Genomic DNA, 18349 nt, shown 5'->3' on the forward strand with positions numbered 1-18349 from the left:
AAGATGCCTGTTCCACAAAATTAACAGGCAAGATGCCTGTTCCACAAAATTAACAGGCAAGATGCCTGTTCCACAAAATTAACAGGCAAGATGCCTGTTCCACAAACAGGCAAGATGCCTGTTCCACAAAGAGTGAATTGATTGTGGGGTGGGCATCCTGCCCGCCCATAGAAGGCTTATTGAAAATGGTTCAAATAATTTAAAAGCGCTATAATAATTGACAACTAACGACGAATGACGAATAACTATGGTGCAATTAACTGCAAAAATCTCTGCTAACGAGTTAGCAAATTTGGCTGTAGATTTGATTCGGAAAACAGGTTGCGAGTACGGTGATGTGCGTTTTTGCAGTTATCGAAGGCAGAATCTTTACGCGCGCGATCGATCTTTAAGTCAACTGTCAGATAATGTAAGTTCCGGTTTTGGCGTGCGAGTGCTTCTAGACGGCGCTTGGGGGTTTGCCGCCAGTCACAGCAAAACGCCGGCGGAGGTTGCAAGAATAGTCGCTTTGGCTGTAGAAATCGCTAAAGGCAGCCGCTTAACTCAAAAGGAACCGGTGCGGTTGGTGCCTGTCGAAAAATATGTAGATACCTACATTACTCCGATCGCCATTGACCCTTTTTCTGTACCCGTTGCTGATAAAGCGGAACTGCTGCTAACTATCAACGAGAAGCTGCTAGCACACGGCGCACAAGGCATCAAAAAAGCTTCTTCTTTTTTGCAGTCAAGCCGCGAAGACAAGGTTTTTGCTTCTACAGAAGGCTCGCTAATCGAACAAACAATCTACCGCAGCTATCCGGGTTTTGGCTGTACGGCAATTGCGGGCGGCGATGCCCAAAGTCGCAGTTACGATCGCCCGCCGCTAAATATCGGTTACGAACATATTAATCCCGATGATTTGTTGAGTCAAGTCGAAAGAGTTGCCGCTGAAGCTATTGAGAAAGTCCGTGCTCCCAAAATCCCGGCTGGTATTTGCAAATCCCTGATTCTCAAACCGACAAATTTGTTCTTAACTATTCACGAATCTGTAGGACATCCAACTGAATTAGACCGGGTTTACGGCTACGAATCTAATTTTGCTGGCACGAGCTTTGCTACTACTGATAAGTTAAATAAACTGCAATATGCTGCACCTTGGGTGAATTTTAAGTGCGATCGCACTCAACCAGGTGGTCGCGGTACAATGGGTTACGATGATGAGGGCGTAAAATCACAAGAGTGGTACGTTGTCAAGGATGGAATTTTAGTTGATTATCTCACTGACAGAGAGACGGCTTATCGCCTCGGACGCGGTAGCAGCAACGGTTCTGCTTACGCTGACAGTTGGTCGAGCGTGCCGATGGTGAGAATTCCCAATTTGGGATTGGAGCCGGGCCCGGATGGCGGCAGCCATACTGCTACTTTGGCAGAGATGATTGCTGATACGGAAGACGGGATTTTAATTGACGGTGTTGGCAGTTTTTCGATTGACCAGCAGCGGCGCAATTTTCAATTCGGCGGCGATGCTTTTTGGAAGGTGGAAAAAGGTAAAGTTGTCGGTATGTTGAAGGATGTAACTTATCAGGCGATGAGCACTGATTTCTGGAATCAAATAGATGCGATCGGGCCGGCTTCGGAGCTGGTTCAGTGCGGTACGAATATATGCGGAAAGGGCGAGCCGATGCAGGTTGCTCAAATGACTCACGCTTGTGTGCCAGTGCGAGTGAGGGATATTCAAATTGGGTAATAGGGCATGGGGCAGGGGGCATCGGTTATTAGTTATTAGTTAATTGCTAACAATGCCCAATTTGCAATGCCCAATTCGCCATCCCCAATTCGCCATCCCCAATTCGCCATGCCTAATTACTAATCATGATTGTAACAACATCGCCCGCAAGTTTAAGTGAAGACCAAGCCTTATCTGTAGTAGAAAAAGCAGTCAAACTATCCAAAGCAGAGGAAGTATTTGTCAGTCTCTCTACTGGCGAGGAATCTCTTTCCCGCTTCTCGGAAAATCAAATTAGCCAAAATATTAGCAAAACTGTATTTAACCTGAGCATTACTAGCTATTTTGGCAACAAAAGCGCCTCTGCTGCTGTTACAGAATTTGATGAAGATGCGATCGCCTCCGCAGTCAAGCGATCGGAAGAATTGGCCAGAATTGCGCCGGCAGACCCCGAATGGATGCCGCTGCTGCCGCCTCAAACCTACGATTTGCGATCGCCCGCCTTCGACACAGCAACGGCAACTGTATCGCCTCTAGCGCGGGCCCAAATGGTGCAGCAAGCTTGCGCCATTGCTTCCCAGGGGGGCGCTCACGGTTCGGGCACTTTGAGCGCTGATGCGTCGCTGTACGCGATCGCCTCGTCAACCGGACTCCGCGCCTGCAACCAATCTACAGAGGCAGATTTCAGCTTTACTGCTCGCGTTGAAGACGGTTCTAGCTGGGCTCAGAGCACTGCTTGGAGTATCAACGAATTGCCGATCGCCCAATTAGCAGAACAAGTGCTCGATCGGGCGATCGCATCCCGCAACCCGCGCCCCATCACTCCCGGCATTTATCCTGTAATCTTTGACGGCGCTGCTTTTGCTGGCTTGCTACCGTGGGTGATTTGGGGGCTGGATGCGAGGGCGGCGGATGAGGGGCGATCGTTTATGTCGATCGCCGATGCAGAGGGAAAACCAGCGGGAAACCGTGCGGAGGAACAACTTTTTAGCCCGTTAGTGCAAGTGCAGCGCGATCCGGCTCATCCTTTGCTGCGATCGAATACTTTTTTCGGCGACGGATTGAGCAATAACTATTTGGAAATCATCAAAGATGGCGTCCCTCAAAGTTTGTCTTATTCCCGCTACTGGGCCGCACAAAAAGGCAAAGAGGCAAAAGGTGCTTATTACCCGATCGTGATGACAGGTGCCGAGCAAAGTTTAGCAGATTTAATTGCTCAAACCGAGCGAGGAATTTTCGTCAGTCGAGCTTGGTACGTGCGTTACGTTAATCCGAAAACATTGGAAGTAACGGGAATGACTCGCGACGGTACTTTTTGGATTGAGGATGGCAAGATTGCTTACCCGATTAAAAACTTGCGTTTCAATCAAGTTTTACCTGATATGTTGCGCGATGTGGATGCAGTTAGTGCGGTGAAGCGTTACGGCGGTAGTGTCGTGCCCGGAGTGCGCGTGAAAGCTTTTAATTTCACCAGTATTACTGACAGTTTGTAACTCGCACATTTCTAACAATCTGTAGGGGCGGGTTTCACAAACAATTACAGCCAACAAAGAACAATCTCTCAAACCCGCCCCCACCCAGATTAATGCGAGTGATTTATCGTAAAGGTAGAGTATTTATTTTGATAGTTAGGATTAAAACCAGCTATTATAGTCATCAGTCTGGTGTCTGTTGTTAGTAACAATGCCCAATTCCCAATTCCCAATTCCCAATTCCCAATTCCCAATTATCAATGAATCAATATTTTGCTACAGTTGCGCGCGGTTTAGAAACTATTGCCGCCCAAGAATTAGAACGTTTAGGGGCCCAGGATGTCAAGCCAGATTTTACAGGGGTTTACTTTGCGGGCGATCGCACTTTATTGTACCGCGTCAATCTTTGGTCGAGAACAATTTTTCGAGTGCTAATGCCGATCGCCGAATTCCGGTGTTACAACTCGGATATGCTCTACCGCGAAGTGCAGAAAATCCCTTGGGACGAATACTTATACCCCGAAAATACTTTAGCAGTAAACTGCACCGGCGGCAACGAAAAGTTGAACCACACTCACTTTACAGCTTTGCAGGTCAAAAATGCGATCGCCGACCAACAGCGCCTGCAATTTAACAAGCGTTCTAATGTTGATGTAGAGCATCCCGATTTGCTAATTAACCTTCACATTCATCAAGATAGAGCTATTTTAAGTTTAGACAGTTCTGGCGGCAGTTTGCACCGCCGGGGATATCGACCAGCGATGGGGCTTGCTCCCCTCAAAGAAACCCTAGCTGCGGCTTTGTTGGAGATGGCAGAATGGACGGCAGATTTGCCGTTTTTAGACCCGATGTGTGGTTCGGGAACTTTGCCTTTGGAAGCGACGTTAAAGGGCTTGAATATTGCACCGGGATTGTTTCGAGAAAAGTTTGGATTTATGACTTGGCGGGATTTTGACGAACCTTTGTGGGATGAATTGTGGGCAGAAGCTGAAAATAGTGAGTTACCGGAACTTAAAGAGGTGATTGCAGGGTGCGATCGCGATTCCGATATGTTAACTCAAGCTCGCACGAACGCGCAGCAAGCTGGTATTTCCGGTAAGATTCAGTTTGCTCAAACCGAGTTATCTCAGTTGGAAGCACCGGCAGACAGAGGGGTTCTGATTTGCAATCCTCCCTACGGAGAGCGCCTGGGAGATGCTAGCGAATTGGGAGATTTGTACAAGATGTTGGGGGATATTTTCAAAAATCGTTTTAAAGGTTGGAATGCGTTTATTTTGACGGGAAATAAGGAGTTGGGTAAAAAAGTTGGGCTGAGGACATCGCGGCGAATTCCTGTTTATAATGGCTCGATTCCGTGTACTTTGCTCAAATATGAACTGTATTAGGGGATCGGAGTAGGGAAAATAGCGGTAATGAGGAAGCTACTGCCAAAGTGGAGAAGCAAGAAAGCAGAAGATCGGTGACAAGGCAGACAGAGGCACTAATAGTAAAGGAAAAAAAGAATATCTGCGGAATTAAATGGCTCAACAATAATCAAATTCAAATACCGACTGGGGAAATTATTTCACCTTGATCTGAGGTATGTCACCGCTCATCCCTCGCTCGGCAACAAAGAAACGTGAGCGGAAACAATCTTCCACCCTTGAGGAAACTTCCGCCACATCTGACTCTGCCGCCCCAGACGCACCACTCCATCCATTACACGGCGAAATTCCAGCGTCACAGCCGCTGTGTCTGCATCGAATGTCACGACTTTGAGGTTGAACATTTCTCGATCGACATTTACAGGCGATCGTCCTTGGCGAAAAGCCCTCACCTCATCACTCCCGTACAGGTTCTCCGTCACCCCAAACCGCACGACTTCCGGCGCATCCCAGAACAAATTATCGAGAGTTTCAATATCGTTCGTACAAAGAGCTTTTTCGTATTTTAAATATAGTTCAGTTAACTGGGCCACCACAGCATTATCATTGATAACAGTCATTCGATTTTAGATTTTAGATTTTAGATTTTAGATTGACACCACGGATAAATCCGGGGGCTTGAGGATGCAAGGATTTTGGATTTTGGATTGATTCCACGCATAAATCACGTGGCGGGTACCATCAAGATATTATTGGTCATAAATTGTAGATTTTAAAACTCTTAATTTTCACAGTTTGTGTTTGCAATAAAGAGTAAATTCCTTATTGCAAACACAACTAACTACTGGAAATTAATGCTCTATTTTGAGCGAAATAATCTTGTCACCTTGGCGGATAGCATTGACGACAGACATATCCTCAGTTTTGCCAAAAGTTGTGTGAACTCCATCTAAATGAGACTGGGGAGAATGGCAAATAAAGAATTGGCTACCACCCGTATCTTTACCTGCGTGAGCCATCGATAAAGTTCCTGCCAAATGTTTGTTGGAGTTGATTTCACACTTGATTTTGTAGCCGGGGCCGCCAGTTCCATTGCCTTTTGGACAGCCACCTTGAATCATAAAGTTAGGAATGACTCGGTGAAAGGACAATCCATCGTAAAAACCTTTTTCCGCCAAGTCAACAAAATTCTTCACAGTGTTAGGCGCATCCGCATCGAACAATTCCAAATTGATTGTGCCTTTGTCGGTTTCCATAATAGCGCGGGTCATGATTTCTCCTGGCTTCCTAAAATGAGTGTGTTGCCTGCGTGTTAATTGCGGACTTCGCTTTTATAGCGACAGGTTTCAAACTGTCGTTATATTGTGGCTTTCAGAAGTGTAGCATATTCCCGCAACTCTCATAGGACTTATGTGTGCTTTCTGAGGAAACTCGGTTTATTGCGAGATTTCTGGTTAGCAAAGCCAATATTTTCGGAGACACCGAGTTTGTTACCCTCAGTGATATTTTAATTGTTGGTCACTTGCGGGCGATCGGGTTCTTCCTGAATATCGTTCATATTAAAAATGAAAGGAACCCGACTCGAACCGCTGCCCATCACCAACACTTTTGGCATCTGAGCGCCGCCGCTTCTCCAAGCTTCGATCGCCTCTTTTTGCAGAACTAAATTGCCGCCCTGAGCCTTCAAAGTTTCAGCCAAAAGTCTCTGAGCTTCCGCCCTACCTTGAGCGCGGTTAATGTCAGCTTGAGCCTGTTGTTCGGCTTCCTGAGCCACGTAAACAGCCCTTTGCGCCCGCTGTTCAGCAACCTGTTTCTCCTCAACCGCTTTCGCAAAATCTGTGGAGAATCGAATGTTAACCACGCTCGTATCGAGTACGATTACATCATACTTTGATAGCCTTTCCTTCAGCGCAGTATCAAAGTCTCGCTTCAGTTCACTTCTTTGAGTAATAGATTGTTCGGCGGTTCTGAGTGCAGCCGCTGTTTTAAATGCTTCTTGAGTCTGAGGAGCAATAATTTTTGAGACTATATTCTCCAAAGTTCCTTGAGTCCTTCTGATCTCAACTATTCTCTCAGGATCGAGGCGAAAGTTAATCGCAAAACTGGCATTTAAATCCTGAAGATCTTTAGTCGCACTCTGGGCGGGAACTTCAAATTTTTGCACTGTTACATCGTACACATCAACCTTGGATATTAGCGGGGGTCTGAGGTGAAACCCCTCTAACAATGCTCCATCTGTGGCTTTTCCTAAAACGCTGACTACCCCTGCTTCGCCTGGATTGATGACGACAAAAGAGTTTAATCCCAGGAGTAGCGCGCCTACTAATAGAATCCCAGCGAATGCTGATGATATGCTCTGGAAACTTTGACTTTTCAACTTACACGCTCCTTTGTGATCATTCCATTATAATGGTTAAATAGATTCGGTCGCATCTAAAATCTAAAATTACAATCTAAAATGGATGGGGTTGCCTCTGAAATCTCAAATCTAAAATGGATGGGCTAATGCTCAAAATTGTTAAATATCCTAGAACTTATCACATCGAAGGTTCGCGTTTCCAACCAGGCGATGAAGACCTCGACAGCGTGCCATTTAGTGCTTTGATCGATCGCCCTCTAATTCTAGAAGAAAAGGTAGACGGCGCTAATACAGGCATCAGCTTCGCACCAGACGGACAAATGCTGCTGCAAAGTCGCGGTCACTATCTCACCGGCGGGCCGAGAGAAAAACATTTTAACTTATTCAAACAGTGGGCTTTCAGTCTCAGCGGAACCCTGGGAGAAGTGCTGGGAAATCGCTACATTTTATACGGCGAATGGCTTTATGCCAAACACACTGTTTTTTATGATTTTTTGCCGCACTATTTTATGGAATATGACGTGCTGGACTTAGAAACCAGTCAATTTCTGAGTACAGAATCCCGCCGCAAGTTGTTAAATGGACTGCCGTTAGTGTCCGTTCCCGTGCTGTTTTCTGGATTGTTGAAATCTCCCAAAGAAATGATGCAGTTTATGGAAAAGTCTAATTTTATTCAACCTGGACATTTGGAACGCTTGCGTTTGTACTGCGGGGAATTGGGATTAGATGAAGAACGATGTTTGAAAGAGACTGACAAGAGCGATCGCATGGAGGGTCTGTACATTAAAGTCGAAGAAGATGGCATAGTAAAGGCGCGTTACAAATACGTGCGTGCCAGTTTTCTAACTGCTCTTAAAAACGCAGAAGGACATTGGCTAAATCGCCCAATTGTACCCAATATTCTGCGTCCCGGTGCAGATTTATTTAATTTTAGTTTGTAAACTGATATCTTGCACCATTGTCAAGAACGGGCAAGATGCCCGTTCCACAAAGAATGAATTTTCTTGTGGAACAGGCCGAAAAGCCTGTTCCTAAACAAGTAATTGAGAATGGTGCAAAATGTGAGTAAAGTAAAAACTGCCGACCATTGGCGTCAAATTTCCACGCTCTTTCCCGAAGTCCGGCAGGGGTTTAAACCCCTGACTCAAAGCTAAAGTTCTCTTCAATAGGACTGATGAGTTGTTCAGTCAGATCCAAAAAGTAAAGTTATGAATACACTGTTAGCGCCGCCTTGGACTTTTCCCTTTTGTCCCGAACCGCCCGATTGGTTTCTGGATTGGGACAGCATTCAAAATCATTTCGATTGGATTCAAAACTTAAAAGGATGTCAGCAAGACCCGATTTATCACGCCGAAGGAGACGTTTTAATTCATACCAGAATGGTCTGCGAAGCATTAATATCTTCCCCAAATTGGCGTCAATTACCCGTGCAAGAACGATCGATACTTTTTGCCGCCGCTTTGCTGCACGATGTCGCCAAACCAGCCTTTACAAAAATAGAAGCCGACGGCAGAATTAGCTCAAAAGGTCACGCCCGCCAAGGTGCGAGAATGGTCAGACAAATTTTATCTCAATTCGAGCCGCCTGTGCAGTTTGACATTCGCGAAACCGTGGTAGCGATCGTCCAATTCGGCAGTTTACCCATCTGGCTGATCGACAAACCCAACCCGCAGCAGTCTGTAATTAAAGTTAGTCAAGTTGTCCGCTGCGATTTCCTCGCACTTTTAGCCGAAGCAGACGTGCGCGGCCGCCACTGCGCCGACAAACAAGAATTGCTCGATAAAATAGAACTATTTCGTGAGTTTTGTCAAGAAAATAATTGTTTGGATTCTCCCCGACAATTCCCCTCCGCACACAGCCGATTTATCTACTTCCGCAAAGAGAACGGCAACCCGGATTACTTTGCATTTGACGACACTAAATGCGAAGTAATTTTGATGTCTGGCTTCCCAGGAAGCGGTAAAGATTATTGGATTCGGAAAAATCTCCCCGATTTGCCAGTAATCTCGCTGGATGCACTACGAAAAGAGATGAATGTCCCTCCCGACGAAACCCCTGGAAATGTGGTCACAGCAGCCAAACAAAGAGCACGCGAATACATGAATGAGGGGCGTTCTTTTGTGTGGAACGCCACGAATACAACTAAACAAATGCGCCAGCAATTAATTAATTTTTTTGCTGCTTATCAAGCGCGAATTCGCATTGTTTATCTAGAAGTACCTCTAGAAGAAATATTGCAGCGGAATCGATCGCGCACAGCAACAGTACCGGAAGCAGTTATTCGCAAATTAGCGGCGCGGCTGGATATTCCAGACATCACAGAAGCGCATCAAGTCGAGTGGATCGTTAACAATTAATCTCCCTTTTTACCTCAAACTGTTAGAGCCCCGACTTCTTTAAGAAGTCGGGGCTCTGGATATTAGGTTTGGGGTTTCCCTTGATATCAATGAGTTTGATAATTTTCCTCAGTCCAGCAGCGCGGCAGATTTTCACCGGAAGGAAAGACTAAATTACTTTTTGGAAAAGTTGCTTTGTCTTGCTCTTCTTGACCTGCTTGATTTTTTCCCGGCACTTCATTTTTTGTAGGGCTGATTAAAGCCTCTACATCCAGGATTTCTATCAAGTCGCCTGATTCTTTTTCTTGTAAAAGCATAGTTTCTCCTTGTCAGTTGAATGCGAGTTAGGGTTTGAGGACAACTTTGATGCAGTTGTCTTTTTTGTTGAGGAAAATCTCGTAGGCGTGGGGCGCTTCATCCAATTTCATTCGGTGCGTAATTACGAATGACGGGTCAATTTCGCCTTTTTGAACGCGATCGAGCAAAGGCCGCAAATAGCGGTGAACGTGCGTTTGTCCCATTTTCAGGGTCAAGCCTTTGTTGAAAGCTCCACCTAACGGCACTTTGTCAACAAAGCCGCCGTAAACGCCGGGAATTGAGACTGTGCCGCCTTTGCGGCAAGCTACGATTACTTGTCGCAGGGCAGTGGGTCGATCGCTTTCCAGGCGCACGGCTTGCTTGGCTTTGTCGTACAAAGCGTCGAGACCGGTGCCGTGGGCTTCCATCCCCACCGCGTCGATGCAGGCGTCAGGCCCGCGTCCCCCCGTCATTTCGGTGACGGCTTCCCCGGCGTCTATTTCTTCGTAATTGATGATTTCAGCTTTGGCTGCAGCCGCCATTTGCAAGCGTTCCGGTACGCGGTCGATCGCAATTACTCGATCGGCCCCCAGCATAAACGCGCTTCTGATCGCAAATTGTCCGACTGGCCCGCATCCCCAAACTGCTACAGTATCCCCCGGCTGAATGTTGCAGTTTTCGGCCGCCATGTAACCGGTAGGAAAGATATCGGTGAGGAACAATACTTGTTCGTCCGAAAGTCCGTCGGGAATTTTTAAAGGGCCGACATCTGCAAACGGAACCCGCGCGTATTCTGCTTGACCTCCTGCATAACCACCCGTTAAATGCGAGTAGCCAAACAGTCCAGCCGGCGAATGACCGTAAATTTTTTCAGCCAGCCCTGCATTGGGGTTGGAGTTGTCGCACAGCGACCACAAATCGCGGTTGCAAAAGAAGCAACTGCCGCAAGAAATAGTAAAAGGAATGACGACGCGATCGCCCTTTTTTAAATTCTTGACTTCACTGCCGAGTTCGACTACTTCCCCCATGAATTCGTGGCCCATGATGTCACCCGATTGCATTGTCGGGATGTAGCCGTTATAGAGGTGCAAATCTGAGCCGCAGATTGCTGTAGACGTGATTTTAACTATCGCATCGCGCGGATTGATAATTGTTGGGTCTGGTACATTATCAACTCGCACATCATTTGCTCCGTGCCAGCAAAGAGCTTTCATTATTTTTTTTCCTCTATTTAACTACTAGCTAGCAGATTTTTGATTCTAAATCTTACCTTTACTAAGCCGATAAATTACTCGCTTCGATATTTTTAATTCTAAGCATATAAAATATTTTATCTCTCTATCCGAGGTATAATTTAAAAATCTATCTTCCGGCTGTTTTAAATAACAAAAATGTAAAGTTTACGCCCCTAAAATGCGGAAAGTTTGACATTATTGTGTTAACGCCCAACTTTTATAGCAAGCACGCTCGACGGTTAAGACGTTCCTAATTGCTGAAATCATTGCGGAAGATTGCTTCTTCTTTCTTTTTACGGTGAGCGAACTTGAAAGGCTTTCAACATCTGCTATAACAGTTAATAACGAGATGGATGAGGTTGTTTTTGTCGATCGCCGATCCCTATCCTCTCACAATAGATAAAATATCCGCCATAAGTCTCACTGTAGCGGCTGCTTGGACTCACATTAGATAAGTAGCGAGATAAAAATTCTCAACTAAAAGCGGGTTTATCGATTATTAAGTAGGGTGCCTGACTTTTGTATAGCTCAACACTCTTCACCAATATAGACAATCACGCACCCTGCTTAAGGAGGATTAATCGTCAAATATTGTATATTTAGTTATAGCTAAAAGCCGAGCTTGCGCTAAAGTTGTTAAAGATTAAAATTTATCGATCGCCTTTTATGCCTTACACTGCATCTACCCCAACAGATCCCAATCAACCCAACATCCGCAATGCCGACCACCGCCTACTAGAATTCACCAAGCTGACGCCGATGATGCAGCGGTATGTGGAAGTGAAAGAACAGTATCCCCACGCACTTTTATTGTTTCGAGTCGGAGATTTTTTTGAGTGTTTTTTCCAAGATGCAGTTACTATTTCGCAGGAATTAGAACTTGTTTGTACTAGCAAAGAAAGCGGCAAAGAAATTGGCAGAGTGCCGATGACAGGAGTGCCGCACCACGCCCTCGACCGCTACACTTCAATGTTAGTAGAAAAAGGCTATGCTGTAGTAGTTTGCGACCAAGTTGAAGATGCCTCGATTGCTGCGAAAGAAGGCCGTCAAGTCAAGCGAGAAATTACCCGCATTCTCACTCCCGGAACTTTGACTGATGACGGAATGCTCAAACCCAGGCAAAATAATTTTTTAGCAGCAATTGTGATAGCGGGGGAACATTGGGGATTGGCTTATACAGATATTTCTACGGGAGAATTCGTCACTACCCAAGCAGATAGTTTAGAACAATTAACTCTTGAATTGCTGCGCTTGCAACCTTCGGAAGTCTTGGTACCGACTAATGCGCCGGATTTGGTGACTATGTTGAGGCCCGGAGAGAAATCCGAGCATTTACCCGATTGTTTGCCTAATTCATTCTGCTATTCTTTGCGATCGCAAGTTCCGTTTAGTTTGTCCGAAGCAAAACAGAGAATCCTGCAAAAATTCAAAGTGCGATCGCTCGAAGGCATGGGATGCGGCCACCTTTCCCTCGCAGTGCGCGCCGCCGGCGGTTTGCTGCAATATATCGAAGAAACTCAAAAGGAAAAAGCAGTTTCTTTGCAAAGATTGCACACTTACACTCTCACCGATTTTCTCATACTCGACTACCAAACCCGCCGCAATCTCGAAATTACTCAAACAGTGAGAGATGGGGTTTTTCATGGTTCGCTGCTGTGGGCTATAGACAAAACCAGCACCGCAATGGGAGGCCGCGCTTTGCGCCGCTGGGTGCTGCAACCTTTGCTCAACATTAAAGGCATTTGCGCCCGACACGACACGATTCAAGAATTAGTAGAAAATAACGCCCTGCGCCAAGATTTGCAGCAGTTGCTGCGCCAAATTTACGACATCGAAAGACTGACAGGCCGCGCCGGTTCGGGAACAGCTAGCGCGCGGGATTTGGTCGCTTTAGCTGATTCTCTGGGAAAACTGCCGCAATTAGCCTCGATCGCAGCCCAAGGGATCTCGCCCTATTTGAAAGCGCTGCAAAATGTACCGCCAATTTTAGAAGAATTAGCAAGTAAAATTCACGATCATTTAGTTGATGAACCGCCGATTCATTTAAAAGAAGGAGGCTTGATTCGATCGGGAATCAATCCGATGCTAGATGAAATGCGCCAAACTGCATCAGCAGACCAAGAATGGATTGCAAATTTAGAAGCCACTGAGAGAAAGCGCACCGGAATTTCTAATCTAAAAGTAGGCTATAATAAAGCTTTCGGCTATTACATCAGCATTACCAAATCGAAAGTAGACCAAGTGCCGAAGGACTACACCCGCAAGCAAACTCTCACCAATGAAGAACGTTATAGCACTGAAGAATTAAAAGAAAGGGAAGTGCGAATTCTGACGGCGCGGGAAGATTTAAATCAATTGGAATACGATATTTTTGCTAAAGTGCGATCGGAGGTAGGAGAACACGCCGAAATTATTCGCAACGTTTCCCGCGCCGTGGCGGCGGCCGATGTTTTGTGCGGTTTAGCAGAAGTAGCAGTTTACCAGAATTACTGCCGCCCGACTATGACAGAAAGTCGGGAAATTAAAATTATTGAAGGTTGTCATCCCGTGGTAGAAAAGTCTTTGCCGCCGGGATTTTTTGTACCTAATTCGGCTTTTTTGGGTCGGGAAGCAGCGCTAAACCGCCCAGATTTAATTATTTTAACCGGGCCGAATGCTAGTGGCAAGAGTTGTTATTTGCGGCAGGTGGGCTTGATCCAGTTAATGGCGCAGATGGGCAGTTTTGTGCCGGCGAAAGCTGCGAGTTTGGGAATTTGCGATCGCATTTTTACCCGCGTCGGCGCAGTAGATGATTTGGCAACCGGTCAGTCTACGTTTATGGTGGAAATGAACGAAACTGCAAATATTCTCAATCACGCGACGCCGCAATCATTGGTTTTGTTAGATGAAATTGGCAGGGGAACGGCGACGTTTGACGGACTTTCGATTGCTTGGTCTGTGGCAGAATATTTAGCAACTGAGATTCGGGCGCGGACCATTTTTGCGACTCACTATCACGAATTGAATGAGTTAGCTTCTATTTTGGATAATGTCGCAAATTATCAGGTGACAGTGAAAGAATTGCCGGATCAAATCGTATTTTTGCACCAAGTTCAGCCTGGAGGTGCTGACAAATCTTACGGAATTGAAGCGGGCAGATTAGCTGGTTTACCGCCGTCGGTGATTGACCGGGCGAGACAGGTGATGAAGCAGATTGAGAAACATAGCAAAATTGCGATCGGGCTGCGGAAAGGTGTTAAAAAAGATGGTAAAAAAGAGTCTGAGGGGGAACAGTTGGATATTTTTGACGATTGAAATTTCCGGTGGTAAAAAAAGTTTGTAGTAACTTCTATATTGCACCATTTTCAATCAGCCTTTCAGGGGCGGGCAGGATACCCACCCCACAAGAAAATTTAATTTTTGTGGCACAGGCATCCTGCCTGTTCTCGATCATGGTGCAATATCTCAGTTACTACTTTTACAACAAACCAGGAACGCTGCAACAAATCTAACGTCCATTTTGCAACTTTCTTACCTCTTTGTGCACGCTCATCCCAATTTCCAAAGCCTCATTTAGCAACCGCCCGTATTCAGTCGCCCGATCGCTCGCATCCACCGCCATCAAAGCAGCCAAATTACTTTCAATATTAGCAAATAACTCGTAACGGCGACCTAGAAATTTCTGATTTTCCCTGAGAATCCTTTCTGTTTTCAAAGCACAGACTAAACTTTCTCTAGTAATTTTTAATGCTTCAATTGCATCTCCTCGGTTAATTAAATTGGCTTGTAAATTGCCAGCAGCCGTTAGGCGATCGATAATATCTAAAGCCTGAATCACCTCATGATACTTCTCAACTTCATCCAGCAGACCCGCCAGCGTTGCCAGAGGCTTTGCCTTAACCCATTTATAGACATTCCAAGCCACAGTAATCGCCAGCGAGAAACCCAAAGTTATTTGTAAAACCCGGACAAATATCTCAGCATCGCTAAATGAACCAACATTATGTTGATTAGCCAGTAAAGCAATCGGCAGCGAAACAACTAATGTCAGGCAAAATATCAGCAACTCATTCAACAAAAGAGAAAATAGCTTTTTGCCATCCCGGAGTGCAGCAGGTCGGTAAAAATCCCCTGCAAAACCGTCGCTCAAAGCTATTCCGCTCAAATCTTCCAACTCCTTCTCAGAAATTTTTAACTCATCTAAATCCGCTTGTATCACTCTTTAAAATCTCCTTTAATTGGGATTAATTACGATCCTCCCAGAGACATAATTGATTGCCACAGACTCATATAAAAATTGCTGTCTCGGTTTCTGAACAGTTGAAAAGCTTGTCCCGGTGCGCCAAAAAACGGTCTTAGCGTCCATCCCAATTGACTGCCAACAAACGCATAAAGTCCCAACCAGAAGCGCAAAATATTTAGCCTGATGTCTTTGCCTTCCGCATCTTGTTCTGCAAGAAAGTGCATTCCTTGATAAATGAAACTTACTCCCAAAAATCCTGTGATTGCCATGATAGCAACATTCAGCACCAGATAAAAATTGTAATTGGTACTGCTTATGAGGAAAAACAAACTAACAGGTGCAAATCCAAACAGCAAAACGCTAATCATCGCCATCGCTGTCATCAACAATGTCAAATACTGTTCAAACGTTCGTTTAGAGCCAAACATGACATTAAAAAAGTACAGTGTGGGAAAGCAGATAATCAGCGTCAGCAAGTAAAGTGCTGGCAACTTAATTGCTGAAACCAGACATTGCATCCACGTACTAGATGCGCCTAATATCGCTCCGTAAATGCCAAAAAATACGGTACTAGAAATCAACAAACCGAAAATTTTAGATTTGAGCTTGACACCTTGGCGAATTTCTTCGAGAAATTGTTGCCGTTCCCGCAGCAAATACATTACTACTGAAAAATATTTCACGGGTTCTCCTTGTGACTGATGCGACTCCGGATCAGTCATAACTCAAGCTGAGTTCGATCGCCAAGCTTGTCAAATCAGGCCACTCTATGTTAACCAATTATTCTTGTACCCAGCTCACCACAAGCTAAGAGGTAGAGGCGTTTTGATAGATAGCTGCAAAGCTAAACGGCTCAAACCGAATACAGTTATGCGTTGTATTCAATTTGTATTCATTTGTCTCCAAATTGTCTCCAAAAAGGGCGATCGGGTAGTCATTTGATACTCAGTTGATACTCAGTATGGTCGTTCCGTAGTCAAATCGTAGTCATTTTGTATCCAATTTCTAGTCAATTTCTAGTCAACTTGAGCCATGACAAGGCGAAAGAATCAGCAATAAAAAACCTCAAACCGTTGATTTCTCGTGGGTTTGAGGTTTTTATAGAAGTAAGCGGGCAGCGGGAATCGAACCCGCATAGTTAGCTTGGAAGGCTAAAGTTTTACCACTAAACTATGCCCGCGCACAGAAACTAAATATACCACAAGTCTCTGGGGATTGCAATAGGCCTGTGCAAAATTTTTGAATATCTCCCTCACACTCGCTGAATCGGGACTTGCGACCCGACGATCGCCCCCTCAACCCAAAAATCCCCGTCTCCGATGCTGCGTAAGGCTTTACGGATGGAAATAATCGTAAATTTGCTGCGCCAGACGCGGGCCAATCCCAGAAACTTCTGCCAACTGTTCGGGAGTCGCTAAACGGAGATAGTCGATCGACCGAAAATGTGCCAACAATTGTTTTTGTCGGTGGTGTCCCAATCCGGGAATTTCATCAAGGCGCGATCGCTTCATTCTCTCGCTTCTTCGATCCCGGTGAAAACTCACAGCAAACCTGTGGGCCTCATCCCGCACCCGGCGCAATAATTGTACTCCAGGCTGCTCAGAATTAGTTGGCAGCGGCAAAGATTCCCCCGGCAAAAATATCTCCTCTCGCTGCTTTGCCAAACTGACAACGCGCAACTCTTCTAGCAAATTCATCTCCCGCAAAACAGCCACAACTGCTGACAGTTGACCTTTGCCGCCATCTATCATAATTAAGTCTGGTTTGTCGGAAATAGTATGAGAAACCGATGATAAATTGCTGAGTTCTTCAGGTTCTTCTAAATCGCTAAATCCATCTTCCATCTTCCCTCTTTCTTCTTCCTTCAATCCTCGGAATCGGCGACCGATAACTTCTGCTAAACTAGCAAAATCATCAGAATGACCCGATTTAATTTCAGGATTTTTAATTTTGTAATGGCGGTAGTGTTGATTGGCGGGCAAACCGTCAATAAATACGACGCGGGAAGCTACGGCGTCAGAACCTTGAATGTGAGAAATATCGTAACCTTCAATGCGGCGAGGAACTTCTGGCAAATCGAGAATTTCTGCTAAATCTTCCATTGCTTGAGAATTGCGATCGCTCAATCTTTGCATTCTCGCCAATTCATACTCAGCATTGCGTTCCACCATCTCAATCAACTCAGCTTTAGTTTGGCGCTGCGGGGTCAAAATCGTAACTTTTCGCCCCTTACGATTGCTCAACCAATCTGCTAATATTTCCCCTTCTGGCAATTCGTACTGCACTGAAATTTCGCTGGGAATTTCTACGGATTCGACATTTTGATAGTGTTCTTCCAACACGCGCTGCAAAATCGCTCCGGCCTCTACCCCCCCTCGTTCTCCCCCTTGCAAAGGGGGGGAGGAAATAGAAAGTTGAGATAACTCTTGCTCCCCCTTTGCAAGGGGGGGTTGGGGAGGTATTTCTGCCATAAATCCCAATCTTCCGACCAATTGTCCGGCCCGAATTTGGAACAATTGAACGCAAGCGTGCTGGGTGTCGGCCGCAAGTGCGATCGCATCTCTGGAAACCGTATCGTCGGGTAAAGACACTTTTTGACCCGCACTCAAAGACTGCAAACCCTTAATTTGATCGCGAATGCGCGCCGCCGTTTCAAAGTTTAAATCTTCGGCTGCCTCTTCCATTTGGGGTTCTAAAATATCGAGTAATTCCTGAGTTCTTCCCTGGAAAATCATCGCTACTTTTTGGATGATTTTATGATATTCCTCCGGCGAAGTTAACCCTTGACAAACGCCAACGCAGCGCCCGATGTCGTAGTTCAAACAGGGACGGTCTTTAAACAGCGGTTGAGGGCGCTGCCGCAGCGGGAAAATCCGCTTAATTAAATGCAGCGTACTCCGCAGCGCCCCTGTATCGACGTAGGGGCCATAGTAGCGGTCTTTTGCACTACCTGCGCGGCGTTTGCGGGTGATAAAAATGCGCGGGTATTCCTCCGACCAAGTTATGCACAAATAAGGATATTTTTTATCATCTTTGAGGAGGACATTAAAGTAAGGTTGGTGCTGTTTTACGAGGTTTGCTTCTAATGCTAAAGCCTCCGCTTCTGTGTCGGTGGCGATGAATTCAATTTCGCGCACTTGCTGCACCATCATCGCGATGCGGGGACTGAGATTCTGGCTTTCGCGGAAGTAGGAACGGACGCGGTTTCGGAGTTTTTTGGATTTGCCGATGTAAAGGATGCGATCGCTCTCGTCTCGCATTAAATATACACCAGGAACCGCCGGAATTTCTTTGAGGCGACTTTCTAGGCGTTCCGAGTCTTTAACTAACGGCAGAGTTTTTGTGGATGGCATTGCAAG

The 18349-nt window shown here is 45.7% G+C and carries 14 protein-coding genes and 1 tRNA gene; 6 read left to right on the top strand and 9 right to left on the bottom strand.

All coding sequences use genetic code 11. The features are described from left to right. The first annotated feature begins 247 nt into the window (after positions 1–247). From QUA83_RS10515 to QUA83_RS10525, 3 genes are all read left to right on the top strand, one after another. The gene (locus QUA83_RS10515) at positions 248–1726 is read left to right on the top strand and encodes a TldD/PmbA family protein (protein WP_333293056.1); all 1479 of its coding nucleotides are present in this window, start codon (positions 248–250) and stop codon (positions 1724–1726) included. 125 nt (positions 1727–1851) lie between these two features. Continuing rightward, the gene (locus QUA83_RS10520; RefSeq protein WP_333293058.1) at positions 1852–3198 is read left to right on the top strand and encodes a TldD/PmbA family protein; all 1347 of its coding nucleotides are present in this window, start codon (positions 1852–1854) and stop codon (positions 3196–3198) included. 239 nt (positions 3199–3437) lie between these two features. After that, the gene (locus tag QUA83_RS10525; RefSeq protein ID WP_333293059.1) at positions 3438–4562 is read left to right on the top strand and encodes a THUMP domain-containing protein; all 1125 of its coding nucleotides are present in this window, start codon (positions 3438–3440) and stop codon (positions 4560–4562) included. Positions 4563–4768: 206 nt separating this feature from the next. Here QUA83_RS10525 and hpxZ read toward each other — a convergent pair whose 3' ends face one another. The 3 genes from hpxZ to QUA83_RS10540 form a co-directional block, all read right to left on the bottom strand. Further along, positions 4769–5161 carry an oxalurate catabolism protein HpxZ gene (gene hpxZ, locus QUA83_RS10530; RefSeq protein WP_333293061.1) on the bottom strand — a complete coding sequence of 131 codons (393 nt, stop codon included), beginning with the start codon at positions 5159–5161 and terminating at the stop codon, positions 4769–4771. Between the two features lie 231 nt (positions 5162–5392). After that, positions 5393–5812: a peptidylprolyl isomerase gene (locus QUA83_RS10535; RefSeq protein ID WP_333293063.1), complete on the bottom strand. Its 420-nt coding sequence runs from the start codon at positions 5810–5812 to the stop codon at positions 5393–5395. Between the two features lie 236 nt (positions 5813–6048). Then, positions 6049–6918 (bottom strand): prohibitin family protein, encoded by an 870-nt coding sequence (locus QUA83_RS10540; RefSeq protein WP_333293064.1) that lies wholly within the window; start codon positions 6916–6918, stop codon positions 6049–6051. 128 nt (positions 6919–7046) lie between these two features. On the opposite strand from QUA83_RS10540, the gene QUA83_RS10545 reads away from it, so the two are divergent. Both QUA83_RS10545 and QUA83_RS10550 read left to right on the top strand, forming a co-directional pair. Next, positions 7047–7841: an RNA ligase family protein gene (locus QUA83_RS10545; protein ID WP_333293065.1), complete on the top strand. Its 795-nt coding sequence runs from the start codon at positions 7047–7049 to the stop codon at positions 7839–7841. A 267-nt stretch (positions 7842–8108) separates the two neighbouring features. Beyond that, entirely contained in the window at positions 8109–9257 is a 1149-nt protein-coding gene (locus QUA83_RS10550; protein WP_333293067.1) for an AAA family ATPase, read from the top strand. An 86-nt stretch (positions 9258–9343) separates the two neighbouring features. Here the strand turns inward: QUA83_RS10550 and QUA83_RS10555 are convergent, their stop codons facing one another. After that, positions 9344–9553 carry an acetyltransferase gene (locus tag QUA83_RS10555; protein WP_333293068.1) on the bottom strand — a complete coding sequence of 70 codons (210 nt, stop codon included), beginning with the start codon at positions 9551–9553 and terminating at the stop codon, positions 9344–9346. A 27-nt stretch (positions 9554–9580) separates the two neighbouring features. Then, positions 9581–10747 (bottom strand): zinc-dependent alcohol dehydrogenase, encoded by a 1167-nt coding sequence (locus QUA83_RS10560; protein WP_333293070.1) that lies wholly within the window; start codon positions 10745–10747, stop codon positions 9581–9583. 687 nt (positions 10748–11434) lie between these two features. Between QUA83_RS10560 and mutS the strand changes: the two genes are divergently transcribed. Then, entirely contained in the window at positions 11435–14062 is a 2628-nt protein-coding gene (gene mutS / locus QUA83_RS10565) for a DNA mismatch repair protein MutS (protein WP_333293072.1), read from the top strand. Positions 14063–14255: 193 nt separating this feature from the next. Here the strand turns inward: mutS and QUA83_RS10570 are convergent, their stop codons facing one another. The 4 genes from QUA83_RS10570 to uvrC all read right to left on the bottom strand — a co-directional run bounded on the left by QUA83_RS10570 (position 14256) and on the right by uvrC (position 18343). Continuing rightward, complete coding sequence (locus QUA83_RS10570; RefSeq protein WP_333293074.1) at positions 14256–14966, bottom strand: hypothetical protein; 711 nt, start codon at positions 14964–14966, stop codon at positions 14256–14258. Between the two features lie 29 nt (positions 14967–14995). Continuing rightward, a complete protein-coding gene (locus QUA83_RS10575; RefSeq protein ID WP_333293076.1) occupies positions 14996–15673 on the bottom strand; it encodes an actin-binding WH2 domain-containing protein in 678 nt (225 codons plus the stop codon). A 426-nt stretch (positions 15674–16099) separates the two neighbouring features. After that, positions 16100–16170, bottom strand: a tRNA-Gly gene (locus QUA83_RS10580). Positions 16171–16324: 154 nt separating this feature from the next. Then, entirely contained in the window at positions 16325–18343 is a 2019-nt protein-coding gene (uvrC, locus tag QUA83_RS10585) for an excinuclease ABC subunit UvrC (RefSeq protein ID WP_333293078.1), read from the bottom strand. Between the last annotated feature and the right edge of the window lie 6 nt (positions 18344–18349).

It is taken from the genome of Microcoleus sp. K1-B1, from assembly GCF_036704705.1.
Classification (GTDB): domain Bacteria; phylum Cyanobacteriota; class Cyanobacteriia; order Cyanobacteriales; family Microcoleaceae; genus Microcoleus.

Excerpts from the sequence above, each read along its gene's own strand:
- QUA83_RS10515 (WP_333293056.1), top strand. The coding sequence starts at position 248 with ATGGTGCAATTAACTGCAAAAATCTCTGCTAACGAGTTAGCAAATTTG.
- QUA83_RS10520 (WP_333293058.1), top strand. The coding sequence starts at position 1,852 with ATGATTGTAACAACATCGCCCGCAAGTTTAAGTGAAGACCAAGCCTTA.
- QUA83_RS10525 (WP_333293059.1), top strand. The coding sequence starts at position 3,438 with ATGAATCAATATTTTGCTACAGTTGCGCGCGGTTTAGAAACTATTGCC.
- hpxZ (WP_333293061.1), bottom strand. The coding sequence starts at position 5,161 with ATGACTGTTATCAATGATAATGCTGTGGTGGCCCAGTTAACTGAACTA.
- QUA83_RS10535 (WP_333293063.1), bottom strand. The coding sequence starts at position 5,812 with ATGACCCGCGCTATTATGGAAACCGACAAAGGCACAATCAATTTGGAA.
- QUA83_RS10545 (WP_333293065.1), top strand. The coding sequence starts at position 7,047 with ATGCTCAAAATTGTTAAATATCCTAGAACTTATCACATCGAAGGTTCG.
- QUA83_RS10550 (WP_333293067.1), top strand. The coding sequence starts at position 8,109 with ATGAATACACTGTTAGCGCCGCCTTGGACTTTTCCCTTTTGTCCCGAA.
- QUA83_RS10555 (WP_333293068.1), bottom strand. The coding sequence starts at position 9,553 with ATGCTTTTACAAGAAAAAGAATCAGGCGACTTGATAGAAATCCTGGAT.
- QUA83_RS10560 (WP_333293070.1), bottom strand. The coding sequence starts at position 10,747 with ATGAAAGCTCTTTGCTGGCACGGAGCAAATGATGTGCGAGTTGATAAT.
- mutS (WP_333293072.1), top strand. The coding sequence starts at position 11,435 with ATGCCTTACACTGCATCTACCCCAACAGATCCCAATCAACCCAACATC.
- uvrC (WP_333293078.1), bottom strand. The coding sequence starts at position 18,343 with ATGCCATCCACAAAAACTCTGCCGTTAGTTAAAGACTCGGAACGCCTA.